The following is a 16,608-nucleotide window of genomic DNA, read 5'->3' on the forward strand; positions in this document are numbered from 1 at the left end:
GCGGACGGGCCGGGCAGCCGGCCCGTCCGCGGTCTCGTGAGAGAAGAGAGATGAGCAGCAACAAGAACGCACTCGTCGTCGTGAACGGCGACGACATCCACCACGACCTGCTCACGGCCTCGCTGGTCTACCAGCAGCTCGGCCTGGAGGCGGGGCTGGTCACCCGCCGGGCGATGGGCATGAACCGGTTCGTGGACCCGCGTCCGGAGACCGCCGAGGCGGACACCTACCTGCTCTACACGTCGGGCGGCCAGTTCCCGACCGCGCAGCAGGAGGCGCTGAAGGCCGCGGTCGCCGGGGGGAAGGGCCTGGTCGGCATCCACGGGGCCAACATCCTCGGCTGGCAGGGGGACGGGCTGGACCCGGCCGACCGGCCGATGTTCGAGCTGCTGGGCAACCGCTACCTCTCGCACGGGCCCGGCCATCACGAGGGCCGCCACACGATCGAGATCGTCGGCGACCATCCCATCACGGCCGGGCTGGAGGACTTCGAGCTGTTCGACGAGTACTACGAGTTCGAGCTCGCGGACGACGACATCGACGTGCTCGCCAAGCGCCACCGCGCGGACGGACTCGAGATCCCGGTGATGTACGCCAGAGAGGTCGGAGCAGGGCGCGTCGTCTACCTGGCGCTCGGTCACGACCTGCGCTCGTGGGGGGAGCCGCCGGTGCGCGAGCTGGTCCGCCGGGCGCTCCGCTGGACGGCGGGCGCGCTGTGAGCGCGGAGGTCCGCACGGCTGTGCCGCTCGCGGTGATGGGCTACACCATCCTGGAGCAGGCGCTGGCCGACCTCGAGGGCACCCTCGACCGGGTCGCCGCCATCGGCTACCAGGGCGTCGAGACCTACGGGCTCGTGGAGGAGTACGGGCCGGAGCGGGTGCGTCGCGCCGCCGAGGCCGCGGGGCTCGCCATCACCAGCGCGCACACCCCCTTCCCAGCGGGCGACGGGGCGGAGGCCCTGCTCGACGTCGCCGAGGCGCTGGGCGCGTCCACGCTGGTGTGGTCGATGGAGCGGGAGGAGTTCGACTCCCCCGACGCCATCTGGTCGGGAGTGGAGCGCGTGAACGTTGCGGCGGAGAACGCCGCGCGGCGCGGGCTGACCATCGGTTACCACAACCACTTCGCCGAGTTCTCTCAGGTCTTCGGCGGCCGCCAGGCCTACGACGTGCTGCTCGGGCTGCTCGACCCCCGCGTGGTGCTGGAGCTCGACGCCTACTGGGCGCGGATGGGCGGAGCCGATCCGGCGGAGGTGCTCGCCAGGCTCGGCGATCGCGTCCGGCTGATCCACATCAAGGACGGCCCGGCGGTCAGCTACGAGGACGACCTCATGGTGCCGATCGGCGAGGGGGCGATGGACTGGGAGCGCATCCTGGGCACGCCCTCGGGGCTGCGCTGGCACATCGTCGAGCTGGAGCGGCTGAGCGTCGACACGTTCGACGCCCTGGAGCGGTCGTACCGGCACCTGGTCGGGCTCGGCGTCTCGCAGGGGAGCGTGGCGGCATGAGCGCGCGTGTCCTCTTCCTCGGCGGCAACGGGATGATCGGCTCGGCGGCTGTGCGCGAGGCGGTCGACCGAGGGCTGGAGGTCACGATCGTGACCCGCTCGGCGCCCCGCCGGCCGGTGCCGGACGGCGTCCGGGTGCTCACCGGCGACGTGCGCGACCCGGAGGAGCTGCCCCGGTTGCTCGGTGACCAACGGTGGGACTCCGTCGTCAACTGGGTCGCGTTCACGCCGAAGGACCTCGACGGCCACGCCGCCTACTTCGCCGAGCGCACCGGACAGTACGTGTTCATCTCTACCTGCTCCGTGTTCGCCCGGCCGGTGCCGCTGCTGCCGATCACGGAGTCCAGCCCGCGGAGCCAGCCGGTGTTCGGGTACGCGCGCGACAAGATCGCCTGCGAGCTGGAGCTCGAACGCGCCTCGCGGGAGGACGGCCTGCCCCTCACCATCGTGCGGCCCTTCCACACCTACGACGACACCACCGTGCCGGTGCTCGCCGGCTGGACCGCCGTCGAGCGCATGCGCTCCGGCGAGCCGGTGATCGTGCACGGCGACGGCACCTCCCTCTGGACCCTGATGCACTCGTCCGATTTCGCCCGCGCCTTCGTGCCGCTCCTGGGGCTCGGCCACGCGATCGGCGAGAGCGTGAACGTCGTGAGCGGCGACATCCTCACCTGGGATCAGATCCACCTGGAGCTGGCGAGGGCCGCCGGTGTGCGCTCGCCGCTGCTGGTCCACCGGTCGAGCGCGACGATCGGCGAGGAGATCCCGGGGTGGGACGAGGTGCTCGAGCATGACTTCCGGCACACGATGCTGTTCGACACGACGAAGCTGCAGAGGCTCGTCCCCGGCTTCGCTCCGCAGGTGTCGTTCTCCGAGGGCGCGCGCCGCGTGGTCGAGCACCACGACCGGAACGCCGGGGCGAGGAGCGTGAGCGCGGAACTCGCCGCAGCGTTCGATCGTCTCGCCGCGCGGTAATGAGTGGTATGAATGAGGCGTGCTATCGGCGGGGGAAGGGTATCGACGTTGACGCAACCGGAGACTCTGGGCCGGGACGCGGTCGCCGCGATCAGGCCTGACTATCCCGAGCCCCTGTGGATCCAGGTGATCAACCTGATCAACCACGAGATCGCGACCGGTGTGCTGAAGCCGGGGATGCGCCTCCCTCCGGAGCGGGAGCTCTGCCAGCAGCTCTCGATCTCCCGGGTGACGCTCCGCAAGGCGCTGAGCCAGCTGGTAGAGGACGGCGTGCTGAGCGCCTCGCACGGCCGGGGCTGGTACGTGGCGCAGGCGCCCGCGCCGGGCAAGGACTTCCCGAACAGCCTGGAGTCGTTCACCGAGACGGCGAACCGGCTGGGGCTGGCCTCGTCGTCACGGGTGCTCCGCGCCGAGACCAAGCCGGCGACCCTGGACGAGGCGGAGGAGCTCGGCGTCGCGCCGGGCACGCCGCTGTTCCACCTGGAGCGCGTGCGCCTGCTGGACGACGTCCCCATCGCGGTCGACGTCACGCGCCTCCCTGCGTCGCTCGCGCCGTCGCTCGGGTCGGTGGACTTCTCGACCGCCTCGTTCTACGAGGCGCTGTCGGACGCCGGCGTCGAGCCGTTCCGCGCCGACGCGACGATCGAGGCGAGGGAGTCGACCGGCGACGTCGCGGAGCACCTCGGCCTGGAGGTCGGCAAGCCCGTCCTGGTGATGCGCCAGGCCGCCGTCGACCAGTCCGAGCGGCCCCTGTTCGTCTCCACGATCACGTACGCCGGCGAGCGTTACCGCCTGCGCACGCACTTCGCGCGCACCCGCTGAGCACGTCCCGGCGGGCCTTACCCCCAGCGTCCGTCGGGCGTCAGACGCGGGCGAGCAGCTCAGCGACGGCCGCATCGTCCGCCCAGGCGCGCGCCCAGTGCCGCTCGTCGGCGGGGCCGGGGTCGGAGGGGCTGACGAGCACGTCCGGTGACCCCAGGTGGCGATCGGGGTCGACCTGGAACGGCTCGGAGTGCGGATCGGGCGCGGCGCGCACGAGCAGCTGCGTGTAGGGGTGCACCGGGTCGAGGATGACGTCGGCCGAACGCCCGCGCTCCACGACGCGACCGTGGCGCATGACCACGATCTGCGTCGAGAAGTGCCGTGCGGTCGCCAGGTCGTGGGTGATGTAGAGCACCGCCAGATTCCGCTCGCGCTTCAGGTCGTCGAGGAGCTGCAAAATCTCGAGGCGGATGGACACGTCGAGCATCGAGACCGGCTCGTCGGCGATCAGCACCTCCGGACGCGGGGCGAGCGCCCGGGCGATGGCGATGCGCTGGCGCTGGCCGCCGGACAGCTCGTGCGGGTACTTGGCGAGGATCTCGGACGCGGGCGCGAGGTTGACCGAGTCGAGCAGTCGGCGCAGCTCCCGCTCCTCCTCGGCCCTGGTGCGCACGATGCCGTGGATGCGCAGAGGCCGCACCAGCTGGTGCCGGATGGGCAGTGACGGGTTCAGCGACGAGAACGGATCCTGGAACACCATCTGCACGCGCTTCCGGTACCGCTTCGTGGCGCGGCGGCCGGCGGGGATGCGTTCGCCGTCCAGGGTGATGTCGCCGCCTGTCGGCTCCGTCAGCCGGATCAGCATCTTCGCGATGGTCGACTTGCCGCTGCCGGACTCGCCGACCAGGGCGACGGACTCGCCCGGCCGGACGAGCAGGGACACGTCGTCGACCGCCTTCAGGGTCTGCGGGCGCAGGCCGCGGCCGCGGATGGGGTAGTCCTTGCTAAGGTGGAGCGCCTCCAGCGTGGTCACGCGAGCGCCTCCTCTCCTCGGTCGATGTAGCGGGTCCCGGTCACCGGCACGTCGCCGCGCAGACTGGGGAAGGACCGCAACAGGTGACGGGTGTAGTCGTGCCCGGCACCGTCCAGCAGCGCCCGCGGGGTGTTCTCCTCGACGAGCCGGCCGGAGAGCATGACGCCGACGCGGTCGCTCACCTCCAGCAGCAGCCCGAGGTCGTGGGTGATGAGCAGCACCGCGAAGCCGAACTCCGCGCGCAGGCGGTCGATCTCCTCCAGGATGTTGCGCTGCACCACGACGTCGAGGGCGGTGGTCGGCTCGTCCATGATGATCAGCCGGGGCCGCAGCGCGAGCGCCATCGCGATCATCACGCGCTGCCGCATCCCGCCGCTCAACTCGTGCGGGTAGCTCTGCAGGCGGTCCACCGGGATGCCGACCGTGCGCAGCAGCTCCGCGGCGCGCTCGCGGCGCTCCGCCCGGCTGAGTCCGGTGCGGTGGTCGATCAGGACATCCTCGATCTGGGAGCCGATGCGGTGGACGGGGTTGAGCGCGTTCATCGCGCCCTGGAACACCATCGAGATCTCCTGCCAGCGGAAGGCGCGCAGTGCCCGCCCGTCCAGGCGCAGGATGTCGGTCGATGACCCGTCCTCCTGGCGCCACTCGATGGTGCCGCCGCTGATCTGCGCGGGCGGCTGCAGCAGCCGGGTGACGGCGTACGCGAGGGTCGACTTGCCGCAGCCCGACTCGCCGGCCAGCCCGACGATCTCGCCGGGGCGGACGTCGAGCGAGACGCCGTCGACGGCGCGGACCGGCCGGTCGGTGACGTAGTCGACGGTGAGGTCGCGGATGCGCAGCAGCGGCTCGCTCATGCGGCGGCTCCTCTCGTGAGGCGCGCGCGGGACCGCTTGGCGATCGCCGCGGTGCGCAGGCGCGGGTTGATGCGCTCGTCGATGGAGAAGTTGATCAGACCGAGGGCTGCGCCCAGGATCGCGATGCAGAGCCCAGGCGGGACGAACCACCACCACGCGCCGAGGGTGATCGCCTGCGCGTTCTGGGCGAAGAACAGGATGCTGCCCCAGCTCTTGCCGCCGGGGGCGCCGAGCCCCAGGAACGACAGACCGGCCTCCGCCAGGATGGCGCCGAGTGCTCCGAAGACGAACTGCGAGGCGATGATCGGCATCAGGTTGGGCAGGATCTCGCGCAGCATGATCCGCCACGTCGACTCGCCGGCGACCCGGGCGGCGTCGACGTAGTCGCGCGAGCGGACGCTGAGGGTCTGCGCCCGGAGCACGCGGGCCGCGCCCGCCCAGGAGACGAGGGCGATGACGATCGCGATCACGACGATGTCGCGCGACTCGACGTAGTCGGTGACGATGATGAGCAGCGGCAGCCCCGGGATGACCAGGAACACGTTGCTGATCAGGGACGAGGCGTTGTCCCAGAAGCCGCCGAGGAACGCGCCGCCGATGCCGAAGAGCATCGAGAGCACCACGGTGATCGCGCCGGCGACCACCCCGATCACCACGGATCCGGTCGTCCCGGCGACGACCTGGCCGAACACGTCCTGGCCGATGTTGGTCGTGCCGAACCAGTGCTCGGCGCTCGGCGGCTGCAGGCCGACCGGGCTGGACTGGTTCGGGTTCGGCACGAGGAAGGGCGCCGCGATCGCAACGACGGCGAAGAACGCGCAGATCCCGATGCCGACCCAGAATTTCCATCCGCGGGTCGTGCGCCGCCGTCCGGCGGCTCCGCCTCGGCGGCCGGCCGCGCGGAGGAAGCCGGTGCGGGCGGTGGCCGCGTCGTCGGTGTCCGCCTCGGAGCCGGACAGCTCCGGGTCGGCGAGCTCTTGCTGGGTGAAGCTCATGGTTCCTCCTAGTTCGCCAGCCGGGTGCGGGGGTCGATGAAGCCGTAGACCAGGTCGACGATCAGGTTCGCGCCAAGCACGGCCAGGGTGATGATGAGGAACAGGGCCTGCATCAGGGGGTAGTCGTTGTTCTGCACGGCGGTGAGCAGGGTGAAGCCGACGCCCGGGTAGCCGAACACGCTCTCGGTGACGACGGACCCGTTCACGATGAAGCCGAGGGACATCGCGAAGCCGGCGACCGACGGCAGCAGCGCGTTGCGCATGGCGTAGGACCCGAACACGCGGGTCGGGCGGAGGCCCTTCGCGCGTGCGGTGACCACGTAGTCCTCGGCCATGGTCGACACCATCATGTTGCGCGTCCCGAGCAACTGGCCGGAGACGGAGGCGAGGATGATCGTGATCGCAGGCAGCGCGCCGTAGACGACGACCGAGCCGATGAACTCCGGGGTGAAGCCCGGCGCGACGTTGAGGTCGTAGCCGCCGCTCACCGGGAACCAGTGCAGGATCGAGCCGAAGACGTAGACCAGCACGAGCGCCAGCCAGAAGTACGGGATCGCCGAGAAGAAGGTGGATGCGGGAAGCGCGGCGTCCGTCCAGGTCCCGCGGCGCCAGCCGAGCCAGGACCCGAACACGACGCCGATCACGTAGCTGATGACGGTCGCGAGGCCCACGAGGCCGAGGGTCCAGGGCAGTGCCTGCATCACCACATCGATGGCCGGGGTCGGGTAGTAGCTCACCGAGAGCCCGAACTGGCCGGTGAAGATGTTGTGCAGGTACTGCCCGTACTGCACGATCAGCGGTTCGTGAGAGACGCCGAACTGCAGCTCGAGGGCGTGACGTGCCTCCGGGGGCATGGGGGCGACGCCCTGGGTCTTGGCCAGGATGACGTCCACCGGGCTGCCCTTGACCAGCCGGGGCAGGAGGAAGTTGAGGGTGATCGCGATCCAGCCGGCGATCAGGTAGAAGCCGAGCTTGTTGAGGTAGTAGCGCACGAGGCCGTCCCACCGGGTCGGGGTGCGGGACGGCGACCGGTCGGCCGCCGCCCCGCACCGGGGTTCACTTGACGGGCTTCAGCGACTTCGCGATGTAGCCGATGTTGCCGGAGAGCCAGTTGGACGGTGTCGCCCACAGGTTGTCCGGTGTGGGCATCCCCGTGAAGTACTGGTCGCGGTAGGTGGTCACCGCGCCGTTCTGGCTGAGGATGATGTACGGCTGGTTCTCGGCGAAGTAGGTGCCGAGAGCCTGGTACGCGGTGGTCAGCGTCGCCGGGTCGTTGGTGCCGCCGGCCTGTGCGATGAGCGCATCCACCTTCGGGTCGCTGAAGCGCACGAAGTTGGCGTTCGCCGCGGTGCCCACCGGCGCGGTCTTGGCCGAGTCGAGGCTGTCGCTGAACTGCTGGAAGGGGTTCGGGCCGGTCGGGATGCGGTCGTCGAGCAGATCGAACGTGCCGTTCTGGCGGGCCGTCGAGTAGGCGCCGAGCGAGAGCTCCTCCGGGGTGGCCTGGATGCCGATCTTCTGGAAGTCCTGCACGAGCAGCTGGTCGGCGGTGATGGTGTCGGTGTAGCCGGTGACCGTGGTGATCTTGAACTTCACCGGCTGCTTGTCCTTGCCGAGGAGGTTCCCCGAGCCGTCGTAGGTGTAGCCGGCGTCGGTGAGGGTCTTCTTCGCCTTGTCGATGTTCTGGTCGAGTGTCTTGCCCTGGTACTGGGCCGGGATATAGGCCTCGTCGCGCGGCTGCAGGAGGCTCGTCGGGTTGGCCGGGGTGTCGGTGCCGCCGAACGCCTGCTTGATGATGGCGTCGCGGTCGATCGACAGGCTGAGCGCCTGGCGGAACGCGAGGTCGTTGAACGGCGCCTTGCTGAGGTTGGGCATCAGCACCTTGATGTCGGCGGGGATCGACGTGTACTTGTTGTACTTCTTGTCCTTGTCGACGAACGACTTCTGCACGTCCTGGAGGGCGATGCCCGCCCAGTCGATCTGGCCGGCGTTGAGCGAGTTGAGCGCCGCGGCGTTGCCCGTCGAGGTGACCAGGCGGATGCCGGGGATGGCCGGCTGCCCCTGCTGGTAGTAGTCCTTGTTGGCGGTCAGCGTCACCGACTGCGGCGTGAACTGGCCGAAGTCGAACGCGCCGGTGCCGACCGGCTTCTGGTTGGTCGTCTTCGCCGGATCCGGGATGCTCTTCCAGATGTGCTCGGGGACGATGAAGGTGAGACCGAGCAGGCGGTACTCGTTGGGATAGTCCGGCTGGCTCAGCGTGATGGTGACGTGCGTGTCGTCGACGGCCTTGGCGTCGGCGATCTTGAGGCCGTAGAGGTTGAGCTCCGGCTTCTGCTTGAGCAGGTTGTACGTGTAGGCGACGTCTGCGGCGCTGAACGGCTTGCCGTCCTGCCACTTCACGCCGTCGCGCAGCGTGACGGTGTACGTCAGGCCGTCGGGCGACACGGTGTACTCGGTCCCGAGCCAGGGATGCGGCTTCTCGTTCTTGGCCGAGTTGAAGTAGAACAACGGCTCGTAGACCGCACCCAGGACGGCGCCGTTCGCGCCGTAGGCGACATCGGCGACGAACGGGTTGAAGTTGTCGGTCAGGTTGCCGGGGTTGCCGGAGTAGACGTTCAGATAGCGGGAGCTGCTGGAGGCTCCGCTGCTTCCGGCGCATCCGGTCATGATCAGCGTGGCGGCTGCCACGGTGGCGAGAGCCGCAGCCACTCGCCTCTTGGTCGACGTTCGTGGTCGCACTGCATTCTCCTCGGGTAGCGGGGTGATGGATGACCGTGAGCATACATAGCGGTACCTAGAGGTAGCAAGAGGTATTCTTTCTTTCGCCGAAGATCGGTTTTGGTATAGACCAATGGCGTACCACATCGCTACTATTGCGAACATGCCCCATCGAGCAGGAGGAAATGTGATTCGAGTCGGACTCCTCGGTTCCGGATTCATCGCCGACACCTATGCGGACGCGCTCCAGGACGCCCGCGGAGCCCGGATCGTCGCGAACTACTCCCGCGACCGCGCACGGGCGGAAGCCTTCGCCGAGAAGTGGGGACCCGTCGACCGGCAGTACGACGACATGGCCGCCCTGTGCGCCGACACGGAGGTCGACCTCGTGGTCGTCGCCCTGCCGAACGAGGCGCACGTCGAGGCCGTGCGCATCGCGGCCGCGGCCGGCAAGGCGATCGTCTGCACCAAACCGCTTGCCCGCACGGGGGCCGAAGCGGCGGAGATCCTCCGGCTCGTCCGCGAGGCAGGCGTGTGGCACGGCTATGCGGAGAGCTCGGTGTTCTCGCCCAACATCGCGAAGGCGCATCAGATGGTCGTCGCCGGCGCCATCGGCGAGCCGCTCACCATGCGTGCCCGTGAGGCGCACTCCGGCCCGCATGCGCCGCACTTCTGGGACGCCGAGACCGCGGGCGGCGGCGCCCTGCTCGACATGGGCTGCCACACGGTCGAGTCGGCCCGCCACTTCTTCGGCAAGGACAACCCGGTCACCGAGGTGTTCGCCTGGGGAGCCACCATGGCGCACGCGGACAAGACCACGGGCGAGGACACGGCGGTCGCGCTGCTGAAGTTCGCCGGCGGCCAGCTCGCCCAGATCGAGTCGTCGTGGATCGAGAAGGGCGGGATGCAGCTGCGCCACGAACTGGTCGGCACCGCCGGGCGACTCGTCACAGACACCTCGCACACCCCGGTCTGGGGCTTCATCGAGAACCCGGCGGGGTACCTGGTGGAGAAGGCCGACGCGGACACGGGCTGGGTCTACCCGGTGCCGGAGGAGGCGCGCGCCTACGGCTTCAGCCAGGAGATGCGGCACTTCGTCGAGCGGTTCGCCGCCGGCGAGGAGCCGGATGAGACCTTCGACGACGGCTTCGTCGTCAACTGCATCCTGGACGCCTGCTACGCCTCGATGCGGACCGGCGTCTGGGAGAAGGTGAGCCTCGAACGATGACGACGACACCGATCGGTCCCGTGGGCGGCGTCGTCCGGGCCGACTACCCCGACCCGCTGTGGGTGCAGGCCGCGGCCTCGATCCGCGAGAGGATCGGGGCGGGCACGCTCCGCGCCGGGTCGCGCCTCCCACCGGAGCGCGAGCTGTGCCTGACGCTCGGCATCAGCCGCGTCACGCTCCGCAAGGCGCTGCAGGCCCTGGTCGAGGACGGAGCGCTCGCGCCGTCGCACGGACGCGGCTGGTACGTCTCCGGCCCGGGCGACACGCGCAACGAGTGGCCGAACAGTCTCGAGTCGTTCAGCGAGACCGCCGAGAGGATGGGCCTCGCCGCGACCTCCCGGGTGCTGGAGGCGAGCGTCGCCCCCAGCACCATCGACGACGCCGAGCTGCTCGGCATCGCTCCGGGGCTTCCGCTGTTCCGGCTGGGCCGCGTCCGCATGCTCGGCGGTGTGCCGATCGCCCTGGACTGGGCGCTCATCCCCGCTGCGCTGCTCCCCGACGCCGACCGCTACGACTTCGAGACGTCCTCCCTGTACGAGGCCCTCACCGAGACCGGCAACGAGCTCGCCAACGCCGAAACGACCATCGAGGCGCGGGAGGCGAGCGCCGAGGTCGCCGACCAGCTGGGCGTGCAGCCCGGCACGCCCACCCTGGTCATGCACCAGGTCGTCCGCAACCGCTCCGAGCGCGCGGTGCTCGCCTCCACCGTCCAGTACGCCGGCGACCGCTACCGGCTGCGCACCTACTTCTCCCGCCACAACCGAACGGAGCCCTGACATGACCGAGACCGCCCCCGCCCTCGCTGAGACCGACTCCGCGGCCGTCGCCGCGGCGCTCGCCTCCCTGCGCCCCGAGGAGGTCGCCGCCTCGCGGGCCATCCTGGTCCGGGAGGGGCTGCTCGGCCCCGACGGGCACGTGTCGTACTTCGGGCTCCTGGAGCAGGACAAGCGCACGCTGCTCGCTCCGGGCGCCCGCCCCGAGCCGCGCCGCTTCCGGGCGATGCTCGTCGACTTCGGCACCGGCGCATCGCATGACGTGGTCGTCTGCCCGGCGGAGGACCGGCTGGTCTCCGTCGTCGAGCTCGACCCGGCGGACGGCCAGGTGCCGGTGGTGCTCGCGGAGTTCGGCCTCGTCGAGGAGATCGTGCACCAGGACGAGCGCTGGCGCGCCGCCATGGCCAAGCGCGGCCTCACCGACCTCACCACCCTCCGCGTCAACCCGCTGTCGGCGGGCGCTCCGGCGACCGACGAGGCGGGCCGGCGCATCCAGCGCTGCTTCACCTTCGTGCAGAAGACGCCGGACGACCTGGGCTGGGCGCACCCCGTCGACGGCGTCACCGTCATGGTCGATGTCGTGACCCGAGAGGTGCTCGACGTGATCGACTACGTCGACCTGCCGGTGCCGCAGGAGGACGGCAACTTCCACCTCCCGGAGTGGGTGGGCAAGCCGGAGCGGGCGGGCCTCAAGCCGATCGAGATCACGCAGCCCGAGGGCCCGAGCTTCACGATCGACGAGAACGGTGTGCTCGACTGGCTGGGCTGGAGGCTGCAGGTGTCCTTCGACCAGCGCGAGGGACTGGTCTTCCACAACGTCTCCATCGCCGACGACGGCGTGCAGCGTCCCGTGCTCTACCGCGCCTCGATCGCCGAGATGATGGTCCCCTACGGCGACCCCAGCCCGCAGCGCTGGTTCCAGAACTTCTTCGACTGCGGCGAGTACCTGCTCGGCGGGTTCGCGAACTCGCTCGAGCTGGGCTGCGACTGCGTCGGCGACATCACGTACCTCGACGCCACCCTCGCCGACAACGCGGGGAACGTCCGCGTCATCCCGCAGGCCATCTGCATCCACGAGGAGGACGCCGGCATCCTCTGGAAGCATTTCGACAACTGGAACGGGTCGAGCGACTCCCGGCGCAACCGCCGGCTGGTGGTCAGCTTCTTCGTCACGGTCGGCAACTACGACTACGGCTTCTACTGGTACTTCTCGCTCGACGGGAACATCGAGCTGGAGGTCAAGGCCACCGGCGTCGTGTTCACGTCCGCCTATCCCGGCCCGGGCTACGCGTACGCCTCCGAGCTGGCTCCGGGCCTCGGCGCCCCGTACCACCAGCACCTGTTCTCCGCCCGGCTCGACACCATGATCGACGGCACGGTGAACGCGGTCGACGAGCTGGAGGCCGCCCTCGTCCCGCGCGGGCCCGCGAACCCGACCGGGACGGGCATCACCCAGACGGTCACCCGGCTGCGGACGGAGAAGGAGGCGCAGCGGATGGCGGACAACGCCAAGAACCGCGTGTGGCTGATTTCGAATCCGGAGCGGCAGAACCGTCTCGGCGGCGACGTCGGTTACGTGCTGTATCCGGAGGGGAAGCCTGCGCTCCTCGCCGACGAGCAGTCGGACATCCACCAGCGCGCCACCTACTCCGCCAAGCACCTGTGGGTGACCGCCTACGAGCCCTCCGAGCTCTACCCGGCCGGGGACTTCGTCAACATGCACCCGGGAGGGGCGGGTCTGCCGAAGTGGACGGCCGCCGACCGCGACGTCGACGGCGCCGACATCGTGCTGTGGCACACGTTCGGGCTGACCCATTTCCCGCGCATCGAGGACTGGCCGGTGATGCCGGTCGACTCCGCCGGCTTCACCCTCAAGCCGCACGGCTTCTTCGGGGCCAACCCGACGCTCGACATCCCCGAGACGGTGGGCGACCACTGCGCGCCGGGCGACGGCGGGCACGAGCACCACGGGCATGAGCACCACGGGCACGAAGGGCACGGCGCATGAGCCTCGGCATCCAGCTCTACAGCGTCCGCGACGACATCGGACCGGACGCCCTCCCGCACACCCTGGAGCGTCTCGCCGGGTACGGCTTCACACACGTCGAACCGTACGACATCCTGAGCGACACCGAGGGGCTCCGGGCGGCGCTCGACGCCACGGGGCTCGTCGCAGAGACGGCGCACGCCAAGATCACCCAGCTGGACCGCGACGCCGTGCTCGACGCCGCGGCACGCCTCGGCATCTCGACGGTGATCGTGCCGTTCGTCCCGCCCGAGAGCATCGCCGACCGGGACGGCGTGGAGGCGCTGGCGGACGCCATCAACGCGGTGGTGCCCGTCGCCGCCGACCGCGGCATCCGCATCGGCTACCACAACCACGACTTCGAGCTCTCGCAGCACATCGACGGCCGGACCGCCTACGACGTGCTCGTCGACGCCCTCGACCCGGCGGTCGTGCTGGAGCTCGACACGTACTGGGCCGCCGTCGGCGGCGAGGATGTGCTGTCGTTGATCCCGCGCCTCGGCGACCGCGTGCGGTTCCTGCACGTGAAGGACGACGACGCCAACCCGTTCGACGTGACGGAGGCCATGGCCGCCGCCACCGCGCTCGAGCTCCCGGTGGTCGAGGTGGTGGTGCACGAGGGGGATGTCTTCCCGCTGGTGGAGCGCAACGCCCGCTTCTTCGGGGCCGTCCGTCCGGCGGTGGGCGCATGACGGCCACGGGCGTCGGCATCGTCGGCGCGGGCAACATCTCGGACGAGTACCTCCGCTCCCTCGCCACGTACCCCGACATCCGGGTCGTCGCCATCGCCGACCTCGACGTCGAGCGTGCCCGGGCGCAGGCGGAGCGGTACGAGGTGGAGGCGGCGCCGTCGGTGGCCGCGCTGCTCGCCCGCGACGACATCGAGATCGTCGTCAACCTGACCATCCCGGCCGCCCATGCCGAGGTCGCGCTCGCCGCCATCGCCGCGGGGAAGCACGTCTGGGGCGAGAAGCCGCTCACTCTCGAGCTGGCAGCGGCCCAGCAGGTGCTCGACGCGGCGGAGGCGGCAGGCGTCGTCGTCGCGAACGCGCCGGACACCATCCTGGGCGAGGGCATCCAGCACTCGCAGCGCCTGCTCCTCGACGGCGCGATCGGCGAGCCGCGCACGCTGCTGACCCTCATGCAGGGTCCTGGACCGGACGCCTGGCACCCCCGCCCCCAGTTCCTGTTCGCCCGCGGGGCGGGGCCGCTGTTCGACATCGGCCCCTACTACGTGAGCACCATGATCCAGCTGCTCGGACCGATCGTCTCGGTGGAGGCGATCGGCCAGCGACCGCGCTCCGAGCGCGTCATCGGGTCGGGACCGGACGCCGGGACCCGGTTCCCCGTGGAAGTGGACACGCACGTGAGCGTGCTCACCCGGTTCGCCTCGGGCGTCGTCGGGACCTCGGTCTACAGCTTCGACTCGCCCCGTCGCCGCCAGGCGTTCGAGATCACCGGCTCGGAGGGCGTGCTGGAGGTTCCGGTGAGCGGCTTCGACGGCGCGACGCGCATCCTCGCCGGCGACGACCGCGACCACGACTGGTCGGAGTCCGCGCCTCCCGGTGCGCACCGCGAGCGGGGCGTCGGCGTGCTCGAGCTCGCCCGCGCGCTGCGCGAGGGGCGGCCGCCGCGCGCCTCCGGCCGCCTGGCCTTCCACGCCCTCGAGACGATGCTCGCCATCGAGGAGTCCGCCCGGTCGGGCGGCCCGGTCGCCGTCCGCAGCTCCGCTCCGGTCGTCGAACCGCTGCCGACCGACTGGGATCCGACCGCACAGACCACGCCGGCGCCCGCCGGCACCGCACCGTCAGGGGGAGCCCGATGAAGGGGTACATCACGTTCGCGGAAGCACGCGCCACGCAGGCCTCCGAGCTGAGCCGGGCGATCCCGCTGATCGCCGATCAGGTCGCGGCGCGGGCGGAGCTCGGCCAGCTGGCCGGGCCCGGTCCGGTCTTCGTGGGCATCGGCGCCAGCCTCGCCGCCGCCTGCGCGCCGGTCTGGGCGCTCCGGTCGCGCGGCATCCACTCGTGGCGGCTCGGCGCTGGGGACTACCCGCTGCCGTTCCCGTCCAGCCCGCACCCGATCGTCGGGATCTCGCAGAGCGGCCGCAGCGCCGAGACGCTTGCCGTGCTCGAGTCGGTGCCGCCGGAGCTGCGGTTCGCCGTCGTGAACAGCGAGCCGTCGCCCATCGGTCGCATCGCCTCCACGCTGTCGCTGGGGAACCTCGCCGACAGCTACGCGTCGACCCTCGGCTACACCGCCACGGCGGCGGCGCTCGGGATGCTCGCCGACACCTGGGACGGCGGAGAGCCCGACCCGGGCTGGCTCCGACTCGGCGACACCTTCGCCGAGGTCGAGGACCGCCTCGCCGGGCCGCTCTCGGCGCTCGCCGGGCTGTTCGAGCATGTGACGTCGAGCGACTTCGTCGGCTCGGGCCCCGCGGTCGGGTCGGCCGAGGCCGGCGCACTGCTGTTCCGCGAGGTGGCGCGCATCCCGGCGACCGGTATGAGCACGCGGCAGTACCTGCACGGGTCGATGGAGTCGGCGGGCGGCGGTGTGCATGTGGTCCTCGGCGACAGCCGGGAGCTCGACCTGGCGACGACCCTGGCCGACGCCGGCCACCACGTCATCCTGGTGTCGGCGGAGGACATCGTGTCGTCGCCGACCCTGCACCCGGTGCGGCTGCCGAAGCTGCCTGCGGCGCAGCGGGCTGTGCTGGAGGTCCTGGTCATGCAGATCCTCGTCGGCGCCGTCGCGGAGGTGCGCGGGGTCGAGATCGAGGAGTTCGTCTTCCACAACGCGGACACCAAGGTGCCCGTGGACGCGGGAGGGGCGGTATGAGCACCCCTTTGATCGTGGGCTTGGATGCCGGTGGCACCAAGCTCGGTGTACGCGCCGAGACCCTCGACGGCTCGCGCGTCGCCGACGTCGCCCTGCCGGCGGATGAATGGAGCGCATCCCCGGCAGGCGGCGCCGCTCGCTGGCTGCACGCGCGCGTCCGTCAGGTGCTGCCGGAGGGGGCCTCGGTCGCGGCGCTCGGCGTCGGCGCCCAGGGCCTCGACACCGTCGAGCACGCCCGCGAACTGCGCACGGCCCTGGGCGAGCTGGGCTACCGGGCGACCGTCGTCAACGACGCCGAGCTGCTCGTGCCCGCCGCCGGCCTGACCGAGGGCATCGGGGTGATCGCGGGCACCGGCTCCATCGCGGTCGGTTCCGACGCCGGTGGACGCACACTCTTCGCGGGAGGATGGGGCTGGGTGATCGGCGACGAGGGCGGAGCGCCCGCGATCGTCCGGGAGGCCACCATCGCCGCCCTGCGCGCCGAGGACGAGGGTGCCACAGACGATCCGTTGTCCGCGCTCCTGCAGCGGTCCTTCGGCGTGGATTCCGCACCGGCTCTCGCGCGCGCGGTGAACGACGACCCGACCCCCGAGAACTGGGGTCCGCACGCGGTCACCGTCTTCGAGGCGGCCGACGCCGGCTCCGCGCTCGCGGCCGGCGTGATCCGGAACGCCGGGCAGGCGCTCGCCGAGCTGGTCGGCAGGGTCGTCGTACGCGGAGCGACCGGCTCCCACATCGTCGTCGGCGGCAGTGTCTTCGTGCACCAGCCCCGCCTGCTGGCCGCGTTCGGCGACGCCGTCGCCGCTGCGCATCCTTGCCTCACCATCGTCCCGCTCGCGGACGCGCCGGTCGCCGGCGCCGTCGAGCTGGCCAGGCGCATCGCGGTCTGACCGCCCGCGCACC

The 16,608-nt window shown here is 70.8% G+C and carries 16 protein-coding genes; 11 read left to right on the plus strand and 5 right to left on the minus strand.

The genetic code is table 11. From position 1 onward, the window contains the following. Positions 1 to 50 precede the first annotated feature (50 nt). The 4 genes from P5G59_RS17620 to P5G59_RS17635 are packed head-to-tail and all read left to right on the plus strand — an operon-like array spanning position 51 to position 3,300. Positions 51 to 719 (plus strand): ThuA domain-containing protein, encoded by a 669-nt coding sequence (locus P5G59_RS17620; protein ID WP_301220318.1) that lies wholly within the window; start codon positions 51 to 53, stop codon positions 717 to 719. Beyond that, the gene (locus P5G59_RS17625) at positions 716 to 1,504 is read left to right on the plus strand and encodes a sugar phosphate isomerase/epimerase family protein (RefSeq protein ID WP_301220319.1); all 789 of its coding nucleotides are present in this window, start codon (positions 716 to 718) and stop codon (positions 1,502 to 1,504) included. Before P5G59_RS17620 ends, P5G59_RS17625 begins: the two co-directional genes overlap by 4 nt. Next, positions 1,501 to 2,478 carry an NAD-dependent epimerase/dehydratase family protein gene (locus P5G59_RS17630; RefSeq protein WP_301220320.1) on the plus strand — a complete coding sequence of 326 codons (978 nt, stop codon included), beginning with the start codon at positions 1,501 to 1,503 and terminating at the stop codon, positions 2,476 to 2,478. Before P5G59_RS17625 ends, P5G59_RS17630 begins: the two co-directional genes overlap by 4 nt. Positions 2,479 to 2,526: 48 nt before the next feature. Further along, positions 2,527 to 3,300, plus strand: coding sequence for a GntR family transcriptional regulator (locus P5G59_RS17635; RefSeq protein ID WP_301220321.1), 774 nt, complete (start codon positions 2,527 to 2,529; stop codon positions 3,298 to 3,300). Positions 3,301 to 3,340: 40 nt separating this feature from the next. Here the strand turns inward: P5G59_RS17635 and P5G59_RS17640 are convergent, their stop codons facing one another. From P5G59_RS17640 to P5G59_RS17660, 5 genes are all read right to left on the minus strand, one after another. Next, on the minus strand, positions 3,341 to 4,273 hold the full coding sequence (locus tag P5G59_RS17640) for an ABC transporter ATP-binding protein (protein WP_301220322.1): 933 nt from the start codon (positions 4,271 to 4,273) through the stop codon (positions 3,341 to 3,343). Further along, a complete protein-coding gene (locus P5G59_RS17645) occupies positions 4,270 to 5,127 on the minus strand; it encodes an ABC transporter ATP-binding protein (RefSeq protein ID WP_301220323.1) in 858 nt (285 codons plus the stop codon). Before P5G59_RS17645 ends, P5G59_RS17640 begins: the two co-directional genes overlap by 4 nt. After that, positions 5,124 to 6,122 carry an ABC transporter permease gene (locus P5G59_RS17650; protein WP_301220324.1) on the minus strand — a complete coding sequence of 333 codons (999 nt, stop codon included), beginning with the start codon at positions 6,120 to 6,122 and terminating at the stop codon, positions 5,124 to 5,126. Before P5G59_RS17650 ends, P5G59_RS17645 begins: the two co-directional genes overlap by 4 nt. A gap of 8 nt (positions 6,123 to 6,130) precedes the next feature. Then, positions 6,131 to 7,114: an ABC transporter permease gene (locus P5G59_RS17655; RefSeq protein ID WP_301220325.1), complete on the minus strand. Its 984-nt coding sequence runs from the start codon at positions 7,112 to 7,114 to the stop codon at positions 6,131 to 6,133. Between the two features lie 64 nt (positions 7,115 to 7,178). Beyond that, positions 7,179 to 8,858: an ABC transporter substrate-binding protein gene (locus P5G59_RS17660; RefSeq protein WP_301220326.1), complete on the minus strand. Its 1,680-nt coding sequence runs from the start codon at positions 8,856 to 8,858 to the stop codon at positions 7,179 to 7,181. A 166-nt stretch (positions 8,859 to 9,024) separates the two neighbouring features. Here P5G59_RS17660 and P5G59_RS17665 point away from each other — a divergent pair, with 166 nt between their 5' ends. From P5G59_RS17665 to P5G59_RS17695, 7 genes are read left to right on the plus strand one after another with little or no spacing between them, the layout of a single operon-like run. After that, a complete protein-coding gene (locus P5G59_RS17665; protein WP_301220327.1) occupies positions 9,025 to 10,065 on the plus strand; it encodes a Gfo/Idh/MocA family protein in 1,041 nt (346 codons plus the stop codon). Continuing rightward, positions 10,062 to 10,841, plus strand: coding sequence for a GntR family transcriptional regulator (locus P5G59_RS17670; protein WP_301220328.1), 780 nt, complete (start codon positions 10,062 to 10,064; stop codon positions 10,839 to 10,841). The genes P5G59_RS17665 and P5G59_RS17670 overlap by 4 nt, the downstream gene beginning before the upstream one ends. A gap of 1 nt (position 10,842) precedes the next feature. Further along, positions 10,843 to 12,846, plus strand: coding sequence for a primary-amine oxidase (locus P5G59_RS17675; RefSeq protein ID WP_301220329.1), 2,004 nt, complete (start codon positions 10,843 to 10,845; stop codon positions 12,844 to 12,846). Next, positions 12,843 to 13,556, plus strand: coding sequence for a sugar phosphate isomerase/epimerase family protein (locus P5G59_RS17680; protein ID WP_301220330.1), 714 nt, complete (start codon positions 12,843 to 12,845; stop codon positions 13,554 to 13,556). The genes P5G59_RS17675 and P5G59_RS17680 overlap by 4 nt, the downstream gene beginning before the upstream one ends. Continuing rightward, positions 13,553 to 14,689, plus strand: coding sequence for a Gfo/Idh/MocA family protein (locus tag P5G59_RS17685; protein ID WP_301220331.1), 1,137 nt, complete (start codon positions 13,553 to 13,555; stop codon positions 14,687 to 14,689). The genes P5G59_RS17680 and P5G59_RS17685 overlap by 4 nt, the downstream gene beginning before the upstream one ends. Further along, on the plus strand, positions 14,686 to 15,705 hold the full coding sequence (locus P5G59_RS17690) for an SIS domain-containing protein (RefSeq protein ID WP_301220332.1): 1,020 nt from the start codon (positions 14,686 to 14,688) through the stop codon (positions 15,703 to 15,705). Before P5G59_RS17685 ends, P5G59_RS17690 begins: the two co-directional genes overlap by 4 nt. Next, a complete protein-coding gene (locus P5G59_RS17695; RefSeq protein WP_301220333.1) occupies positions 15,702 to 16,595 on the plus strand; it encodes a BadF/BadG/BcrA/BcrD ATPase family protein in 894 nt (297 codons plus the stop codon). Before P5G59_RS17690 ends, P5G59_RS17695 begins: the two co-directional genes overlap by 4 nt. Positions 16,596 to 16,608: the final 13 nt, after the last annotated feature.

This window comes from Leifsonia virtsii, from assembly GCF_030433675.1.
GTDB lineage: Bacteria > Actinomycetota > Actinomycetes > Actinomycetales > Microbacteriaceae > Leifsonia > Leifsonia virtsii.

Coding starts and splice junctions, on each gene's coding strand:
- P5G59_RS17620 (WP_301220318.1), top strand. CDS start 51: ATGAGCAGCAACAAGAACGCACTCGTCGTCGTGAACGGCGACGACATC.
- P5G59_RS17630 (WP_301220320.1), top strand. CDS start 1,501: ATGAGCGCGCGTGTCCTCTTCCTCGGCGGCAACGGGATGATCGGCTCG.
- P5G59_RS17645 (WP_301220323.1), bottom strand. CDS start 5,127: ATGAGCGAGCCGCTGCTGCGCATCCGCGACCTCACCGTCGACTACGTC.
- P5G59_RS17650 (WP_301220324.1), bottom strand. CDS start 6,122: ATGAGCTTCACCCAGCAAGAGCTCGCCGACCCGGAGCTGTCCGGCTCC.
- P5G59_RS17670 (WP_301220328.1), top strand. CDS start 10,062: ATGACGACGACACCGATCGGTCCCGTGGGCGGCGTCGTCCGGGCCGAC.
- P5G59_RS17675 (WP_301220329.1), top strand. CDS start 10,843: ATGACCGAGACCGCCCCCGCCCTCGCTGAGACCGACTCCGCGGCCGTC.
- P5G59_RS17680 (WP_301220330.1), top strand. CDS start 12,843: ATGAGCCTCGGCATCCAGCTCTACAGCGTCCGCGACGACATCGGACCG.
- P5G59_RS17685 (WP_301220331.1), top strand. CDS start 13,553: ATGACGGCCACGGGCGTCGGCATCGTCGGCGCGGGCAACATCTCGGAC.
- P5G59_RS17690 (WP_301220332.1), top strand. CDS start 14,686: ATGAAGGGGTACATCACGTTCGCGGAAGCACGCGCCACGCAGGCCTCC.
- P5G59_RS17695 (WP_301220333.1), top strand. CDS start 15,702: ATGAGCACCCCTTTGATCGTGGGCTTGGATGCCGGTGGCACCAAGCTC.